Below are 14,830 nucleotides of genomic sequence, written 5' to 3' on the forward strand. Positions count from 1 at the left end.
CCACCTCTCGGGAGGGTCGATGACGACCATGACAAGCGCGGTGACACTGCCGCCGGGACCGACCGCGCCCCGCGCGATCCAAGGCGCCTACGCGCTGACGCGACCCCTTCGCGGCATGCGGCGGCTCAGAGAGCGGTACGGGAACGCCTTCACCGTCAACGTGCCGATCTTCGGCCACGCCGTCGTGCTCAGCGATCCCGCCGAAATCAAGCAGCTGTTCACCTCCGGCCCCGACCTCGTCGACAACCTCGAAGTCAACCTCGGTCGCGTGCTCGGGCCGCACTCGATGTTCGCGCTCTCCGGCGACGAGCACCGAAGGCAGCGCAAGCTCCTCGTCCCGCCCTTCCACGGAAAACGGCTGGCGGCCTACGAGAAGATCGTCGAAGAGGAGACCGTCCGCGAGCTCGCGACCTGGCCGGACGGAAAAGCGTTCGCCACGCTGCCGTCGATGATGCGGATCACGCTCAACGCCATCCTGCGCGCGGTGTTCGGTGCCGAGGGAGCCGAGTTCGCCGAGCTGCGCGAACTGCTGCCGCCGTTCGTCACCCTCGGCTCGCGGCTGGCCGTCGCGCCGATCCCGAAGAAGGGCCGCTTCAACCCGTGGCGCCGCTTCGAACGGATGCGCCGCCAGTACGACGCGATCGTCGACCGGCTCATCGCCAAGGCCCGCGTCGAACAGAAAGACGACGTCCTCTCGATGATGCTGCAGACCCGCTACGACGACGGGTCCGGGCTCAGCCGCGACGAGATCGCCGACCAGCTCCTCACCCTCCTCACCGCCGGCCACGAGACGACGGCGACCACGCTCGCCTGGGCCGTCGAACGCCTCCGCCGGCATCCGGCGATCTTGCGCGAACTGACCGAAGACGAAGGCCTTCTCGACGCGACCGTCCTCGAGGTCCAGCGCACCCGCCCGGTCATCGACCTCACCGCCCGCCAGGTCAAGCAGGACGGCTTCCGGCTCGGCCGCTGGACCCTGCCGAAGGGCTACAACGTGCTGGTCAGCATCGCGCTGATCCACGACGACGACGCGGTCTTCCCGCGCGCGAAAGCGTTCGACCCGCACCGCTTCGAGGGCGCACGCCCGGACCTGTACCAGTGGATCCCGTTCGGCGGCGGCACGCGCCGCTGCCTCGGCGCCGCCTTCGCGACCATGGAGATGACCGTCGTGCTGCGGACGCTGCTGCGGGACTTCACGCTGGTCCCGACAACCGAGCCCGGCGAACGCTGGCATTCGCGGGGCGTGGCCTACGCACCCGCCAAGGGCGGCCGCGCGGTCGTGCGCCGCCGGAGCACCGGAGGAGAGCAGTGACCGAACAGATCGCCGACGTCGGGCGGGGCGTTTCCCTGGCCTATGAACGGATCGGGGACGCCGGCGCCGACCCGCTCGTCCTCGTCGCCGGGCTCGGCCAGCAGCTGCACAGCTGGCCGGACGCCTTCTGCGCGCAGCTCGCCGACCGCGGCTTCGAGGTCGTCCGGTTCGACAACCGCGACACCGGGCGCTCGACCCACCCGCGCTTCCGGCCGCCGAGCCTGCTCGGCATGCTCGCGGGCCGGTTCCCCGCGCAGCAGTACGACCTCCTCGACATGGCCGCCGACACGATCGGCCTGTTCGACGCCCTGGACCTGGAAACCGCGCACATCGCGGGCGTCTCGATGGGCGGCATGATCTCCCAGACGGTCGCGGCCCGGTACCCGGACCGGATCCGCACCCTGACGTCGATCATGTCGACGACCGGGTCGCGCCTGCTCGGCCGCCCCGCGCTCTCGACGTTGCGGATGATGGGCGCGAAGCCGCCGAAGTCGCGCGAAGAAGCGGTCGAAAGCGCCATCCGGATGTTCCGGCACATCGGCTCCCACGGCTTCCCGTTCGACGAGGCTTTCGTGCGCGAGCTGGCCGGGACGGGCTGGGACCGCGACCCGACATCCGGTGGCGTGGGCCGCCAGCTCGCCGCGATCATGAAGTCGGGCAACCGGACCCCGCTGCTGCGCAAGATCACCGCGCCCACGCTGGTGGTCCACGGCGACCGCGACCGGATGGTCCACCCCACCGGCGGCGCCGCGACCGCCCGCGCGATCCCGGGCGCCCGCCTCGAAACCGTGTCCGGCATGGGCCACGACCTGCCCGAAGGCGCGTGGCCGACGATCCTCGACCTCATCGACAAGCACGCGAGGAGCAGCGATGTCACGGCCCCGTAGCCTCACCGGCCGCCCGGTGGTGATCACCGGTGCGGCGTCCGGAATCGGTCGCGCGCTGGCCACGCGCCTGTCCCGGCTCGGCTCCCCGGTCGCGCTGGCCGACGTCGACGAGGACGGTCTGAAGGCGACTGCCGCCGCCCTGCACGGCCGGGTGCTGACCCGCGTGCTCGACGTCCGCGACGCCGAAGACCAGCTGAAGTTCGCGGCGGAAGTGAAGGACTGGCTCCCGGCACCGCTGGCCGCGGTGTTCAACAACGCCGGCGTCGCGGTCACTTCCACCGTCCTCGACGCGGTGATCGAGGACGACGACTGGCTGCACGACATCAACTTCCGCGGCGTCGTGCACGGCACCCGCGCGTTCCTGCCGATCCTCGTCGAGCAGGGCGAAGGCGCGATCGTCAACACCTCCAGCGTGTTCGGCCTGCTCGGGATGCCGAACCAGAGCGCGTACTGCGCCGCGAAGTTCGCCGTCCGCGGCTTCACCGAGTCGCTGCGGCAGGAGCTGCACGGGTCCGCCGTCCGCGCGATCACCGTGCACCCGGGCGGCATCACGACGAACATCGCGCGCAACGCCCGGATGCGCCGCGACCCCGAAGGCCTGGGTCGCACCAAGGAGCAGATGGCCGCCCAGTTCGAGGCCATGACCATGACGTCGCCGGACAAGGCCGCGGCGATCATCCACGCCGGCGTCGACCGCGGCAAGGCTCGCATCCTGGTCGGCCCGGACGCCTACCTGTTCGACGCGCTCGCCCGCATCACCCCCACCCACTACAACGCCGTGCTCTCGCGCGTGATGAGGCGCCCGCGGCGGACGGAGGCCGTCCGATGACCGAGCACGTCGAAGTCCTGATCGTCGGCGCCGGGCTGTCCGGCGTCGGCGCGGCCCACCACCTGCGGACCGCGTTCCCGCGCAAGACCTACGCGATCCTCGAGGCCCGCGACGCCATCGGCGGCACGTGGGACCTGTTCCGCTACCCGGGCGTCCGGTCCGATTCGGACATGCAGACCCTCGGCTACCGGTTCCGGCCGTGGACCGACGCGAAGGCCATCGCGGACGGCCCGTCGATCCTGCGGTACGTCCGGGACACCGCGACCGACGCGGGCATCGACCGGCACATCCGGTTCGGGCACAAGGTGATCCGCGCCGCATGGTCCACAGAGGACGCATTGTGGACGGTCGAGGCGACGCACGACGGCCAGCCCGTGGAGTTCACCGCGAAGTTCCTCTACCTCTGCAGCGGCTACTACGACTACGCCGGCGGCCACACCCCGGAGTTCCCCGGCCTCGAGAACTTCGGCGGCACCGTCGTGCACCCGCAGCACTGGCCCGAGGACCTCGACTACGCCGGCAAGAAGGTCGTCGTGATCGGCAGCGGCGCGACCGCCGTGACGCTGGTACCGGCGATGACCGACCGCGCCGAGCACGTCACCATGCTGCAGCGCTCCCCCACCTACATCCTGTCGCTGCCGTCGGAAGACGCGCTGGCCAACCGGCTGCGCGGGCTGCTCGGCCCGAAGCTGGCGTACCCGATCGCGCGGTGGAAGAACGTCGCCGTGAGCACGCTGATCTACCAGCTCAGCCGGCGCCGCCCGGGCGTGGTCAAGGCGATGATCCGCAAGGCGGCGATGAAGCAGCTGCCGCCCGGGTACGCCGTCGACACGCACTTCAAGCCGCGATACCAGCCCTGGGACCAGCGGCTGTGCCTGGTGCCGGACGGCGACCTGTTCCGGTCGATCAAGCGCGGCGACGCCTCGGTCGTCACCGACCGGATCGCGACCTTCACGAAGACCGGCATCCGGCTCGAATCGGGCGACGAGCTCGAAGCGGACGTCGTCGTCACCGCCACCGGGCTGCGGCTGCTGGCCTTCGGCGGCATCGACCTGGTCGTCGACGGCGATCCGGTCAAGCTGCCGGAAACCATGGCGTACAAGGGGATGATGCTCAGCGGCGTGCCGAACTTCGCGTTCACCATCGGGTACACGAACGCGTCGTGGACGCTCAAGGCCGACCTCGTCGGCGAGTACGTCGTCCGGCTGCTGCGCCACCTCGACCGCCACGGCTACGACCAGGCCGTCCCGGTCAACGACGACCCGGCGGTCACCGAGCGGCCGCTGCTCGACTTCGACGCCGGGTACGTGCTGCGGTCGATCGACGAGTTCCCGAAGGCCGGCTCGCGGGCGCCGTGGCAGCTCGGCATGAGCTACGCGCACGACGTCGTCAAGCTGCGGCACGGCCGGATCGACGACGGCGCGCTGCGGTTCTCGCGACGGAAGGCGGGAGCGGGCAGACTGAGCGCATGACGCCCTGCAATCTGCCCGCCCGGAGCCGCTGACATGCACTCCGCGGGACTGGTGCTGCACCCCCGCCGCGACTCCGCGGCCGCCGTCGAGGCCGTGCTCGGCTGGGCGGGCAACCGGAACATCGAGATCCTCGGCATTGCCGACGAGATCGTCCGCCTCAACTGCGCGGCGGTCGGGGTGACGGCCGAGGAGCTCGGCCGCCGGTCCGACCTGGTCGTCAGCCTCGGCGGCGACGGCACCATGCTGCGGGCCATGCGGCTGGCCGACGGGCAGCGCGCGCCGGTGCTCGGGGTCAACCTCGGCAAGCTCGGCTTCCTCGCCGAGGTCGACGTCCCGGACCTGCCCGGCGCGCTCTCGGCCATCGACGACCACCAGTTCACGGTGGAGCCGCGCCTCGCCGTGGACGCCGTGCTGGAGGGACGGAAGATCACGGCGTTCAACGACATCGCCGTGGTCCGCGTGCCCGGCGACGGCAGCGCGGTGGTCGCGGTGCACGTCGGCGGCCAGCAGTTCGTCAGCTACTCGGCGGACGCGGTGGTCGTCGCGACGCCGACCGGATCGACGGCGTACAGCTTCTCCGCCGGCGGGCCGATCACCAGCCCGTCGGTCGAGGCGCTGCTGGTCACGCCGGCGGCGCCGCACTCGGCGTACAGCCGGGGCGTGGTGCTCTCGGTGCACGACGAGGTGACGCTGGAGCTGCTGCCGACCAGCGGCAGGCTGGCGGTGGAGGTCGACGGCCAGGTCGAGGGGTACGTCTCCCCCGGCGACCGCCTCGACCTGCGCGCCCGGCCGAGCGCCGCCCGGGTCGTCCGGCTCGGGATGACGACGTTCTACCAGCGGGCCCGGCGCAAGCTCCGGCTCACGGACTCGGCCGAAATCCCCCAGGACGGCGACCACTGAGAACGCACTTTCCCTATGAAAGCTCCACCCTCTGAGGAGGCGGAGCTTTCACGTGAAAGCTCGGCCCCCAGGTCGCAGCTTTCACGTGAAAGCTCCGCGTGGCGCGGGTCACATCTCGGGCGTGTCGCGCACTGGTCACGGAATGGTCACGGGTAGCGTCCGCGGCTCCGCTTGAACCAGCCGAGCCGCCCGGGAGTGTCCCTCTACATGCTGTGCCCCGCACCCGTCCGTCCCCGCCTCCGCGCCCGGCTGCTCGTGCCCGGCGCGCTGGCCGCCTTCGCCGGCGCCGTCGTCCTGCTGGCCGTGCTGCACCTCGACCGGCGGCTCGCCCCGCTGGACCCCGTGAGCACGATGCTCAGCGACTACGCGCTCAGCCCGGGCCGCCTGCTGTGGGACGGCGCGCTGCTGCTCACCAGCGCCGGCTCGGCGTTGTTGCTGGTGGCGCTGTACCGGCGGGGCCTGCTGGCGAACCCGGCGCTGGTGGCCGCGAAGGTGCTGTGGTGCGTGAGTCTGCTCGCGGTCGCCGTCTTCGCGAAGGACCCGCAGGGTGGCGCCATCACCGCCACCGGCAAGATCCACCTGTACGCCTCGGCCGTGACGTGCCTGAGCCTGCCGATCGTGGGCTGGGCGCTGGGACGGCGGCACCGCGACGACCCGCGCTGGCGGCGGTTCGCGACCTGGTCGCGACGGCTCGCGCTGGCGGCGATCCCGTTCTACCTGCCGTTCATCGTGCCGTTCGCGGTCAACGTCGTGCTGGGCGGGCACCTCCCGACCGTGGCGACCGGGCTGGTGGAGCGCCTGATGATGGTGCTGGAGATCGCGTTGCTCGCCGTGCTGGGGCAGTGGGCGCACCGGGCGATGCGCGCCGGGGTTCAGCTCCGGGCGTAGGCCGCGATCCGTTCGGCGGGCGGCGCGGGAGCCGGCATCCGCAGCAGCCCGTTGCCGAAGCCTCGCTGCCGGACCGCCTCCTTGATCCCCTCGACCGTGCCGCCCAGCGCGACCCGCACCGCGTTCGCGCGCGCCTGGGCCGCCCGCTCGGCCTCTTCGTCGCCGGCTTCGACGGTGGCCCCCAGGTCGGTGAAGGGCTCGGGGAACGCCGACGACAGACCGGACACCACACCCGCTCCACCCGCACGGGCCACCGCCGCGACGTCGGTGTCCGCGCCCGACCAGAACCGCGCGGCCGGCAGCGCCGCCCGGAAGTCGGCGAACCGGGCCGCCGCCGCACCGGACAGCTTGCCGCCGCGCAGGCCCGTCGCGGCGAACTCCGCCGGCGTCAGCGTCACGCCGGTGCGGTCCGGGAAGAGGTAGCCGTAGACGTCGGCGTCCCCGGCGGCGTCGCGCACGGCCGCGAAGTGCCGGCGGACCGTGCCGGCGTCCGCGGGCAGGTAGTAGGGCGTGATGACGGCCAGGCGGGTGGCGCCGGCGGCGAGGGCGTCCCGGGTCAGCGAAACGGCTTCGCGCGTGCTCGCCGCGCCGACGTGGACGATCGTGTGCTCCGCGCCGAACACGTCCAGCGCGAGCCCGGCGAGCGTCCGGCGCTCGGCCCGCTCCAGCGCGGGGAACTCGCCCGTCGTCCCGGCGACGAAGACGCCGTCGACGCGGCCGTGCAGCCACGTCAGCAACTCCGTGTTGGCGCCTTCGTCGAGTGCCAGGTCGTCGCGGAAGAGCGTGGGCGTGGCGGAGAGGACTTCAGCGCGCATCGGCGTCTCCCGGCTGGTCGCGGGTGCGGTGCAGGAGCCAGTCGCGGTCGGTGCGGATCAGCGCGTAGCGGACCGCGCCCGTCCGGCCGTGGAGGGTGAACAGGATGCGCTTGTCCGTGCGGTCGTGCTCCTCCCACCAGCCGGTGTCGGCGACCTTCTTGGTGTCGTCCTCGTAGCCGAGGTGGTCGAGCCCGTGGTCGGGCACGGCGACCGCGAGCCGGTTGCCGCTCGAGTCCGGCGGGAGGCCGCGCGGGACGGCCCACGAGCGCAGCACGCCGCCCTCTTCGAGCCGCAGGTCGAAGTGGTGACGCGGGCGCCAATGCTCGTGCAGCACGAAAGCCGGTCGCTCACCCACGACCCCACCATGCCAGAACCCCCGGCCCTTACCCGCTTTCCGCCCGATCAAACACTCCATCCGAGGACTTGACCCGATCCAGAAAAGCGCGCACGGTGGGGTGTCATGACGGAACCGACCACCACCGACGCCGGCATCCCGGTCGAGAGCGACGAGCACTCCCTCACCGTCGGTCCCGACGGCCCGATCCTGCTGCACGACAACTACCTCATCGAACAGATGGCGCAGTTCAACCGCGAACGCGTCCCCGAACGGCAGCCGCACGCGAAGGGCAGCGGCGCGTTCGGGCGCTTCGAGGTGACTGGCGACGTCAGCGCGTACACGAAAGCCGCGGTGTTCCAGCCGGGCACCAAGACCGACCTGCTGGTCCGGTTCTCCACCGTCGCCGGTGAACGCGGCAGTCCCGACACCTGGCGCGACCCGCGCGGCTTCGCGGTGAAGTTCTACACCAGCGAAGGCAACTACGACCTGGTCGGCAACAACACGCCGGTCTTCTTCGTGCGGGATCCCTTGAAGTTCCAGCACTTCATCCGCTCGCAGAAGCGCCGCGCCGACAACAACCTGCGCGACCACGACATGCAGTGGGACTTCTGGACGCTGTCGCCGGAGTCGGCGCACCAGGTGACGTGGCTGATGGGCGACCGCGGGATCCCCCGCACCTGGCGCCACATGAACGGCTACAGCTCCCACACCTTCATGTGGGTCAACGCCGGCGGAGAACGCTTCTGGGTCAAGTACCACTTCAAGACCGACCAGGGCGTCGAGTGCTTCACGCAGGACGAGGCCGACCAGATGGCCTCGGCCGACACCGACTACCACACGCGGGACCTGTACGAGGCGATCGAGCGCGGCGACCACCCGTCGTGGACGCTGAAGGTCCAGGTCATGCCGTTCGACGACGCCAAGACCTACCGCTTCAACCCCTTCGACCTGACGAAGGTCTGGCCGCACGGCGACTACCCGCTCATCGACGTCGGCCGGATGACGCTCGACCGCAACCCGACCGACCACCACGCCGAGATCGAGCAGGCCGCGTTCGAGCCGAGCAACCTGGTGCCCGGGATCGGGGCGAGCCCGGACAAGATGCTGCTCGGACGCCTGTTCTCCTACCCGGACGCGCACCGCTACCGGATCGGCGCGAACTACCGGCAGCTGCCGGTCAACGCGCCCGTCGCGCCCGTGCACAGCTACAGCAAGGACGGCGCGATGCGGTACACGAAGGTCTCCGACCCCGTGTACGCGCCGAACTCGAAGGGCGGCCCGCGCGCCGACGTCGCCCGGTACGGGCAGCCGGCGGGCTGGCACACCGACGGCGACATGGTCCGCACGGCGTACACGCTGCGCGAGGACGACGACGACTGGGGCCAGGCCGGCACGATGGTCCGCGAGGTGCTGGACGACGACCAGCGCGGCCGGCTGGTCGACAACATCGTCGGGCACCTGCTCAACGGCGTGTCCGAGCCGGTGCTGGCGCGGGCGTTCGACTACTGGCGCAACGTCGACAAGGACCTCGGCGACCGGATCGAGTCCGGGGTCCGGGCCAAGCAGGACGAGAAGGACCCGAAGGCCGCCGACCAGGGCAACCCGGCCCGGTCGAGCATGCAGCACAAGGCCTGACCGACGCGGACCCGGTGGGCCGCCACCGGGTCCGCGTGCTTTAGGTTGGCCTCTCCGCGTGAAGTGGGGAGGCCGGGTGAGCGTCACGGATGCCGTGCTGCCCGGCTGCGCCGCCGTGGCGCTGCTGGTGTTCGCGGCCCGGGTGGCCCGCGAACCGCGGCGGCTCGGCAACGCCGTCTGGCTCGGGCTGGCGCTCTTGTTCACCGGGTTGTGGCTGCTGCGCGCGGCGCTGCACCTGGAGTGGCTCACCCCGGTGCTGGGCGGGCTGGTGGCGGCGGTCGCGGTGCTGGTCGCCGTGGTGCTGCCGGCCGCGCTGATCGGCAACGGCGTCCGGATGGTGCGACGCGAGGGCCGGAGTCTCGGGAACCTGCTGTCGTTCGTCCTCGGCGTCGGCATGCTGGTGCTCGAAGGACTCTTCTTCGTACCGCTCGGCCGGTGGGGTTCGGCGCTGGTCGCGACGGCGGCGGTGCTCGCGTGCTACTTCGGGTTCCTCTTCGCGTCGCTGCTCGGGTATTCGCTCCTGTACGGCAGGCTGCGACGCCGCACGGGCGTCGAAGCGATCATCGTCCTCGGCTGCGGCCTGGCGGGCGACCGCGTGACGCCTCTGCTGGCCGCCCGGCTCGACCGTGCGATCCGGCTGTACTCGCGGGAAGCGGAACCGCCGTTGCTCGTGGTGTCGGGTGGCCGGGGGCCCGGCGAGACGGTCACGGAGGCCGCCGCCATGCAGGAATACCTGATTTCGCGGAGGATCCCGGCCGACCGGATCCTTCTGGAGGACCGGGCGACAACCACCGAGGAGAACCTGCGATTTTCGGCCGAGCTGTTGCCCGAGGGCGCGCGGCCGCACCGGGTGCTGGCGGTGACGAGCAACTACCACGTCTTCCGCACGGCGGTGGAGTGCCGCCGGCTGGGCCTGCCGTTCGACGCGACGGGCGCGCCGACCGCGCGCTACTTCCTGCCGAGCGCGCTCCTGCGCGAGTTCGCGGCGCTGATCCTGCACTACCGCCGCACGACGATCGCGGCGTGCGCGCTGATCACCGGGACCGGCCTGGCGCTGGCGATCTTCGCCTAGACCGGCACGGCGGCGATCGCCTCGACCTCGACGGCGTACTCCGGTCGCGCCAGTCCCGCGACGACCGCGAGGGTCTGCGCCGGGTAGTCGCCCTCCGGGAACCACTGCCCGAAGGCTTCGGTCTGCGCGGCGCGGTAGCCGTCGAGGTGCTCGGTGCCCGCGACCAGCGTCACCAGCTTGACGAGGTGCTCCGGCCCGGCCCCTTCGGCCGCGAGGAGCGCCCCGAGGTTGGCGAAGATCCGATTGGCCTGCGCTTCGGCGCCGGGGCCGGCGAGGGTGCCGTCGGGAGCCACGCCGACCTGGCCGGCGAGAAAGACGAGCCGGTGTCCGGCGGGGACCTCGGCGAGGTGGCTGTAGCGGCCCAGCGGCGGCGCGACGGTGTCGGGGTTCCAGCGGCGTGGCTTCACGGCGCCATGATCGCAGACCGGTCCTCGCGCAGGACCGAACACGCGTGGGCCACGCCGTCCTCCTCGCGCAGCCGGGCCCCGGCGTACTGCGCTCCTCGCCGGAAGAGCGGGTTGGCCGTCAGCTCGCGCAGCCGCGCCGTCAGGGCGTCGACGGTCAGTTCCCGGTGCGGCAGAGGCCGCGGTCCGGCGCCGAGGCGGTGCACCCGGTCACCCCAGTACGGCTGGTCGGAGAAGACGGGGCAGACGAGCGCCGGGACGCCGGCGCGGAGCCCGGCCGCGGTGGTGCCGGCGCCGCCGTGGTGGACCACCGCGGCGGTGCGCGGGAACAGCCAGTCGTGCGGGACGTCGGTGACGGTCAGCAGATCATCGGTTTCCGGCCCTTCCCCGGTCACGAGCCCGCGCACCCGGGCGCGGCGCAGGGCCGTGCGTACCAGGTCGAGGGTTTCGTCGGTGGGCATGCTGCCGAAGCCGACGTACACCGGAGGCGGTCCCGCGGCGAGGAAGTCGCGCAGCCGCGGGTCCGGGCGCCAGCCGGGGTCGGCGTCGAGGAACCAGTAGCCGGTGACGTGGACCCGGGCGGGCCAGTCGGGCGGCCGCGGAACGACGGCGCCGGAAAAAGCGCACAGGACCGGCGCATCGCGGCGCGGCCGTTTCCCGGAGAAGCCGAGGGTTTGGACGCGCCAGCGGTCGATTTCGGGCCGCAGGATGCGCTCGGCCAGCGCGTCCACGGCGGTGAAGCTGAGGTGGCGGCCCCACGGTCCCAGCTTCGCCGCCCACGGGAGGAGGGGGTGCGGGAAGGCTCGTGTCGGGATGCTGGGCTGGTAGTGGAGTTCGACGTTCGGGACGGGCAGGTGGGTGCCCAGGAGGCCGAGGGTCGGCGCGAGGACGAGATCGGCGGTTTTCGTGCCCTCGTGGACGTCGGCGAGCATGCGGTCGAGGACCGGCCGGACGGCCGCGCGGAGGCCGGTCAGGAACTTGAGCGGGTTGCCGGTGGTCCAGGCTTTCCCGGCTTCGGAGCCGAGCACCGCGCCGGGATCCGCGGACAGGGGGCCGAAGCCGAGGCCGTGCCGGGTGACGAGGGGTTCGAAGGCAGGGGCGGCGAGGATCCGCACCCGGTCGCCGTCGGCGGCGAGCCCGCGCCCGAGGGCCACGCAGGGTTGGACGTCCCCGCGCGAGCCGGGCGCGATGAGGACGACCCGGCGGCTCATCGGGTGGCCGCCGCGTAGTGGGGTTGCGGGCGGCCGAGCCCCGGCGGCGCGGCGGGCCGGATCCGGTGGCGGGTGCTGCGGTACGCGACCAGCTGCCGGCCAACGCGACCCGCCGCCGCGAGCAGCGACCGCCCGCCAAGCCCCGCCGAGCGAGCCCGCGCCGGCGCGATCCCCGTCATCGCTTCGCCGCCGTCAGGCGGTAGCGCAACCGGAACGGCAGATTCGCCAGCACCGCCGCCACTCGCGCGTCCCTACCCACCAGGTATCTCGGGGCCGGCCTTCTCGCCGTCAACGCCCGCACCACCACCTCCGCCGCCCGCCGAGGCGGCAGACCCGTGCGCGCCGAGCGGAGCGCGCTCTGCTCCGCCGCCGCCAGTTGCTCGCCGTACCTCTCGAGACCCGCCGCCGGCAGCGTCGCGCGCACCTCCTCCGCCGCCTCTCGTGCGCGGGACCAGATCGCCGTCGCCACCGCGCCCGGCTCGACCAGGATCACCTCGATGCCCTCCGGGGCCAGTTCCGCGCGGAGACTGTCCGTCAAGCCCACCAGCGCGAACTTCGACGTGTGGTACGGCCCGACCATCGGCCCCGCGATGCGGCCGCCGATCGAGCCGACCGTCACCACCCGCGCCACCGGGGCGATCCGCAGCGCCGGGAGCATCGCGCGGGTCACCGCGAGCTGGCCCGTCACGTTCACCTCCAGCTGCTCGCGGAACGCCGCCAGCGGCACGTACTCCAGCGGCCCCGGCCGCGCGAGCCCGGCGTTGTTCACCAGCCCCCGCACCGGTCCCGCCGCCGCGACCCGCGCGCCGCACTCGGCGATCGAGTCCGCGTCCCGCAGGTCCATCCGCAAGACACTCACCGCGCCACCGAACGCGCGGTCCAGCTCCTTCTCGTCCCCGTCGGTCCGCACGCTCGCCCACACGTGCGCGCCGCGGCGGACCAGCTCCGCGACGCACGCGCGGCCGATCCCGCCGGACGCGCCGGTGACCACATAGGACGGTTTCACGACGCCACCACCGCCACCATCCGCGGCCACGTCTTGTGCAGCTGTTCCTGCCAATACGCCCATTGGTGCGTGCCCGGTCCGTAGAGGTCCGCCGCCACCGGGACGCCGAGCGCGCGCAGCCGATCGGCCATCGCCGTCGTCTGGCCTCCACACAGGAACTCCAGCAGCATCGCCCCGGGCAGCACGTCGACCGGGAGTTTCGCGTCGAGCGGCCCCGGCAGGCCGTTGCCTGCCGACAGATACAGCTCCGTGCCGCGCAACCGGTCCGCGTTGACCACCGGGTCGTGCGCCTCCCACCGCGCCGCTTCCCGGCGGCGGTCGCCCCACAGCGCTTCGGGGTCGAGGTGGGCGGAGGCGACGATGGCGTCGGTCAGCAGCTCGCCGGTCGGGCCGGCCGGGTTGAGGTTCCCGCTGTACGACGCGGCGTAGCGGAACACGCCCGGCCGGCGCGCCGCGAGTTCGATCGCGCCGTAGCCGCCCAGCGACAGCCCGGCCGCCGCGCGCCTGCCGTCCCCGCGGTAGCCGCGGTCGACCAGCTGCGGCAGCTCGACGGCGGTGAACGTCTCCCACTGGTTGAGCGCGAGGTCCTTGCCGTTATTCCACCAGTCCGTGAAGAAACCCGCCGGCCCCGAGCCCGGCATGACGACGAGGACGTCCGCGTCGTCGGCGAGGCGCCGGACGTCGGTGTTGGCGCTCCAGCCGCGGTAGTCCTGCAGCCGCGTCTCCCCCGCGAGCAGGTAGACGGCGGGCCACGTCCGCTCCGGCGAAGCGGCCCAGTCCCGCGGCAGGATCAGCCGGACCATCGCGTAGGCTCCGACGCCGGTCGAGCGCACGGTCAGGTCGAGCACCCGGGCGTCACCGTCCACAGTGGTCTCCGCGACGACGTGCGAGCCGTCGTCGGCGCGGGCGTCCGGCACGCCGGTCGCGGCCGGGGCGGGGGTGCCGGGCAGCGTGGCCGCCACGGCGAGCAGCACCGCGGCACACCGCGGCCACCTCGCGGATATGCGCATCTGATTTCCTTTCCCGGGAAAGTGACGGCGGTCACCCGGAATCACTTCGGGCGTGCGGCCAAGTTAGCGGAGCGAGAATCGAAGACGCAATTGTCCACTGCCGGACAATGTGAAGCGCAGGCAAACAAACTCCCCCGCGCGGGTGAGTCGGCGAGTACTCAGGGTGACCGAAGTCGGACGCCCGTGCCACAACGCCGGGGTTAACTAGCGAGTAACCAGCTGTTCCGCAGGTCACCGCGGGTACACGAGTGACGTTTACGCAATCTTGAGGCTCTTCCGGTAACCGATTACCTGCCGTAGGGTCTCCCGTGCCGCCGGGCTTGGCCGTCCGTGGACGCGTCGCCGGCGAAGGGTCCCAACGCGGGGGCCGAGAAAATCCCCAGAACGCCCCCGAAAGGGATGCTCATGGCCGCCCGAATTCGATTCCCTCCGATCCTGCTGGTCGCCGCGGCCGCGGTGACGACCATTTCCGGCGCAGGCGCAAAACCGCCGCCGACGGTTCCGTCCGACGCACTGCTGGCCGCCGCGGCGATCCCGGGCACCCCCGCCCGCGCCGAGTTCGACGTTCCCGAAGCACCGTCCACAGTAGACAGGGACGACGGCTGCACCGCCGTCGTCCACGGCAGGCTGCTCCCCGGTGGTCGGGTGACCGCCCGCGGCTTCCAGACGACGGTCGCAGGCGGTCAGCTGTCCGAACTCCTCGCCCGCACCCGCACCGACCTCACCGCCTGGGCCGATCGCGCCCGCCGCTGCGCCCAGGTCACCGTCGACGACCAGGACCTCCCGACGGTCTCGACGCTCACCTTGACCACCCCGCCCGCCGTCGCGGGCGCGAAAACCCTGTCCTACCGGCAAGTCCTGAGCCTGCCCGGGCAAGCAGGCGGGCTGAGCCTGCGCACCGTCGCCATCGCCGCCGACGACGTGCTGCTCGTGCTCCGCGACGCCGGCGCGACCGGCCTCGACCTCGACGCTTTGGCCGTCACCGCGTGGCAGCACGCCACCCCGCGACTGGGCCGCTGAACCGCTGATCTGCCCGAACCGCAAGGAGAACC

General features: G+C 72.4%; 15 protein-coding genes. 9 read left to right on the forward strand and 6 right to left on the reverse strand.

Translation table 11 applies throughout. The features are described 5' to 3' along the window. The first annotated feature begins 19 nt into the window (after window positions 1-19). The 6 genes from ACIQWX_RS23090 (at window position 20) to ACIQWX_RS23115 (ending at window position 6,288) form a co-directional block, all read left to right on the forward strand. Window positions 20-1,312: a cytochrome P450 gene (locus tag ACIQWX_RS23090; RefSeq protein ID WP_400874463.1), complete on the forward strand. Its 1,293-nt coding sequence runs from the start codon at window positions 20-22 to the stop codon at window positions 1,310-1,312. Beyond that, on the forward strand, window positions 1,309-2,199 hold the full coding sequence (locus tag ACIQWX_RS23095) for an alpha/beta fold hydrolase (protein WP_400874466.1): 891 nt from the start codon (window positions 1,309-1,311) through the stop codon (window positions 2,197-2,199). The genes ACIQWX_RS23090 and ACIQWX_RS23095 overlap by 4 nt, the downstream gene beginning before the upstream one ends. Continuing rightward, window positions 2,183-3,028 carry an SDR family NAD(P)-dependent oxidoreductase gene (locus ACIQWX_RS23100; RefSeq protein ID WP_400874469.1) on the forward strand — a complete coding sequence of 282 codons (846 nt, stop codon included), beginning with the start codon at window positions 2,183-2,185 and terminating at the stop codon, window positions 3,026-3,028. The genes ACIQWX_RS23095 and ACIQWX_RS23100 overlap by 17 nt, the downstream gene beginning before the upstream one ends. Further along, a complete protein-coding gene (locus ACIQWX_RS23105; protein ID WP_400874472.1) occupies window positions 3,025-4,500 on the forward strand; it encodes a flavin-containing monooxygenase in 1,476 nt (491 codons plus the stop codon). The genes ACIQWX_RS23100 and ACIQWX_RS23105 overlap by 4 nt, the downstream gene beginning before the upstream one ends. 33 nt (window positions 4,501-4,533) lie before the next feature. Beyond that, complete coding sequence (locus tag ACIQWX_RS23110) at window positions 4,534-5,400, forward strand: NAD(+)/NADH kinase (protein ID WP_400874475.1); 867 nt, start codon at window positions 4,534-4,536, stop codon at window positions 5,398-5,400. 195 nt (window positions 5,401-5,595) lie between these two features. Next, window positions 5,596-6,288, forward strand: coding sequence for a DUF998 domain-containing protein (locus ACIQWX_RS23115; RefSeq protein ID WP_400874478.1), 693 nt, complete (start codon window positions 5,596-5,598; stop codon window positions 6,286-6,288). Here the strand turns inward: ACIQWX_RS23115 and ACIQWX_RS23120 are convergent. Next, on the reverse strand, window positions 6,273-7,103 hold the full coding sequence (locus ACIQWX_RS23120; RefSeq protein ID WP_400874480.1) for a dihydrodipicolinate synthase family protein: 831 nt from the start codon (window positions 7,101-7,103) through the stop codon (window positions 6,273-6,275). The two genes, ACIQWX_RS23115 and ACIQWX_RS23120, sit on opposite strands and share 16 nt — an antisense overlap. After that, window positions 7,093-7,458: a DNA polymerase ligase N-terminal domain-containing protein gene (locus ACIQWX_RS23125; protein WP_400874482.1), complete on the reverse strand. Its 366-nt coding sequence runs from the start codon at window positions 7,456-7,458 to the stop codon at window positions 7,093-7,095. Before ACIQWX_RS23125 ends, ACIQWX_RS23120 begins: the two co-directional genes overlap by 11 nt. Before the next feature lie 105 nt (window positions 7,459-7,563). Here ACIQWX_RS23125 and ACIQWX_RS23130 point away from each other — a divergent pair, with 105 nt between their 5' ends. Further along, window positions 7,564-9,075, forward strand: a complete 1,512-nt coding sequence (locus tag ACIQWX_RS23130; protein ID WP_400874485.1) for a catalase — start codon at window positions 7,564-7,566, stop codon at window positions 9,073-9,075. 76 nt (window positions 9,076-9,151) lie between these two features. Next, a complete protein-coding gene (locus ACIQWX_RS23135) occupies window positions 9,152-10,147 on the forward strand; it encodes a YdcF family protein (RefSeq protein ID WP_400874488.1) in 996 nt (331 codons plus the stop codon). On the opposite strand, the gene ACIQWX_RS23140 is transcribed toward ACIQWX_RS23135, so the two are convergent. From ACIQWX_RS23140 to ACIQWX_RS23155, 4 genes are all read right to left on the reverse strand, one after another. Further along, the gene (locus ACIQWX_RS23140; protein ID WP_400874490.1) at window positions 10,144-10,554 is read right to left on the reverse strand and encodes a RidA family protein; all 411 of its coding nucleotides are present in this window, start codon (window positions 10,552-10,554) and stop codon (window positions 10,144-10,146) included. The genes ACIQWX_RS23135 and ACIQWX_RS23140 overlap by 4 nt on opposite strands. Next, complete coding sequence (locus ACIQWX_RS23145; RefSeq protein WP_400874493.1) at window positions 10,551-11,762, reverse strand: glycosyltransferase; 1,212 nt, start codon at window positions 11,760-11,762, stop codon at window positions 10,551-10,553. Before ACIQWX_RS23145 ends, ACIQWX_RS23140 begins: the two co-directional genes overlap by 4 nt. 175 nt (window positions 11,763-11,937) lie before the next feature. Further along, entirely contained in the window at window positions 11,938-12,768 is an 831-nt protein-coding gene (locus ACIQWX_RS23150; RefSeq protein ID WP_400874496.1) for an SDR family NAD(P)-dependent oxidoreductase, read from the reverse strand. Continuing rightward, on the reverse strand, window positions 12,765-13,778 hold the full coding sequence (locus ACIQWX_RS23155) for an alpha/beta hydrolase (protein WP_400874499.1): 1,014 nt from the start codon (window positions 13,776-13,778) through the stop codon (window positions 12,765-12,767). The genes ACIQWX_RS23150 and ACIQWX_RS23155 overlap by 4 nt, the downstream gene beginning before the upstream one ends. Before the next feature lie 405 nt (window positions 13,779-14,183). On the opposite strand from ACIQWX_RS23155, the gene ACIQWX_RS23160 reads away from it, so the two are divergent. Then, entirely contained in the window at window positions 14,184-14,798 is a 615-nt protein-coding gene (locus ACIQWX_RS23160) for a hypothetical protein (RefSeq protein ID WP_400874502.1), read from the forward strand. Window positions 14,799-14,830: the final 32 nt, after the last annotated feature.

Origin of the sequence: Amycolatopsis sp. NPDC098790 (assembly GCF_044759945.1) — a bacterium.
Classification (GTDB): domain Bacteria; phylum Actinomycetota; class Actinomycetes; order Mycobacteriales; family Pseudonocardiaceae; genus Amycolatopsis.

Bases quoted from the DNA above. Each gene is read 5' to 3' on its own strand.
- ACIQWX_RS23090 (WP_400874463.1), top strand. From the start codon at position 20: ATGACGACCATGACAAGCGCGGTGACACTGCCGCCGGGACCGACCGCG.
- ACIQWX_RS23100 (WP_400874469.1), top strand. From the start codon at position 2,183: ATGTCACGGCCCCGTAGCCTCACCGGCCGCCCGGTGGTGATCACCGGT.
- ACIQWX_RS23105 (WP_400874472.1), top strand. From the start codon at position 3,025: ATGACCGAGCACGTCGAAGTCCTGATCGTCGGCGCCGGGCTGTCCGGC.
- ACIQWX_RS23110 (WP_400874475.1), top strand. From the start codon at position 4,534: ATGCACTCCGCGGGACTGGTGCTGCACCCCCGCCGCGACTCCGCGGCC.
- ACIQWX_RS23120 (WP_400874480.1), bottom strand. From the start codon at position 7,103: ATGCGCGCTGAAGTCCTCTCCGCCACGCCCACGCTCTTCCGCGACGAC.
- ACIQWX_RS23130 (WP_400874485.1), top strand. From the start codon at position 7,564: ATGACGGAACCGACCACCACCGACGCCGGCATCCCGGTCGAGAGCGAC.
- ACIQWX_RS23145 (WP_400874493.1), bottom strand. From the start codon at position 11,762: ATGAGCCGCCGGGTCGTCCTCATCGCGCCCGGCTCGCGCGGGGACGTC.
- ACIQWX_RS23155 (WP_400874499.1), bottom strand. From the start codon at position 13,778: ATGCGCATATCCGCGAGGTGGCCGCGGTGTGCCGCGGTGCTGCTCGCC.
- ACIQWX_RS23160 (WP_400874502.1), top strand. From the start codon at position 14,184: ATGGCCGCCCGAATTCGATTCCCTCCGATCCTGCTGGTCGCCGCGGCC.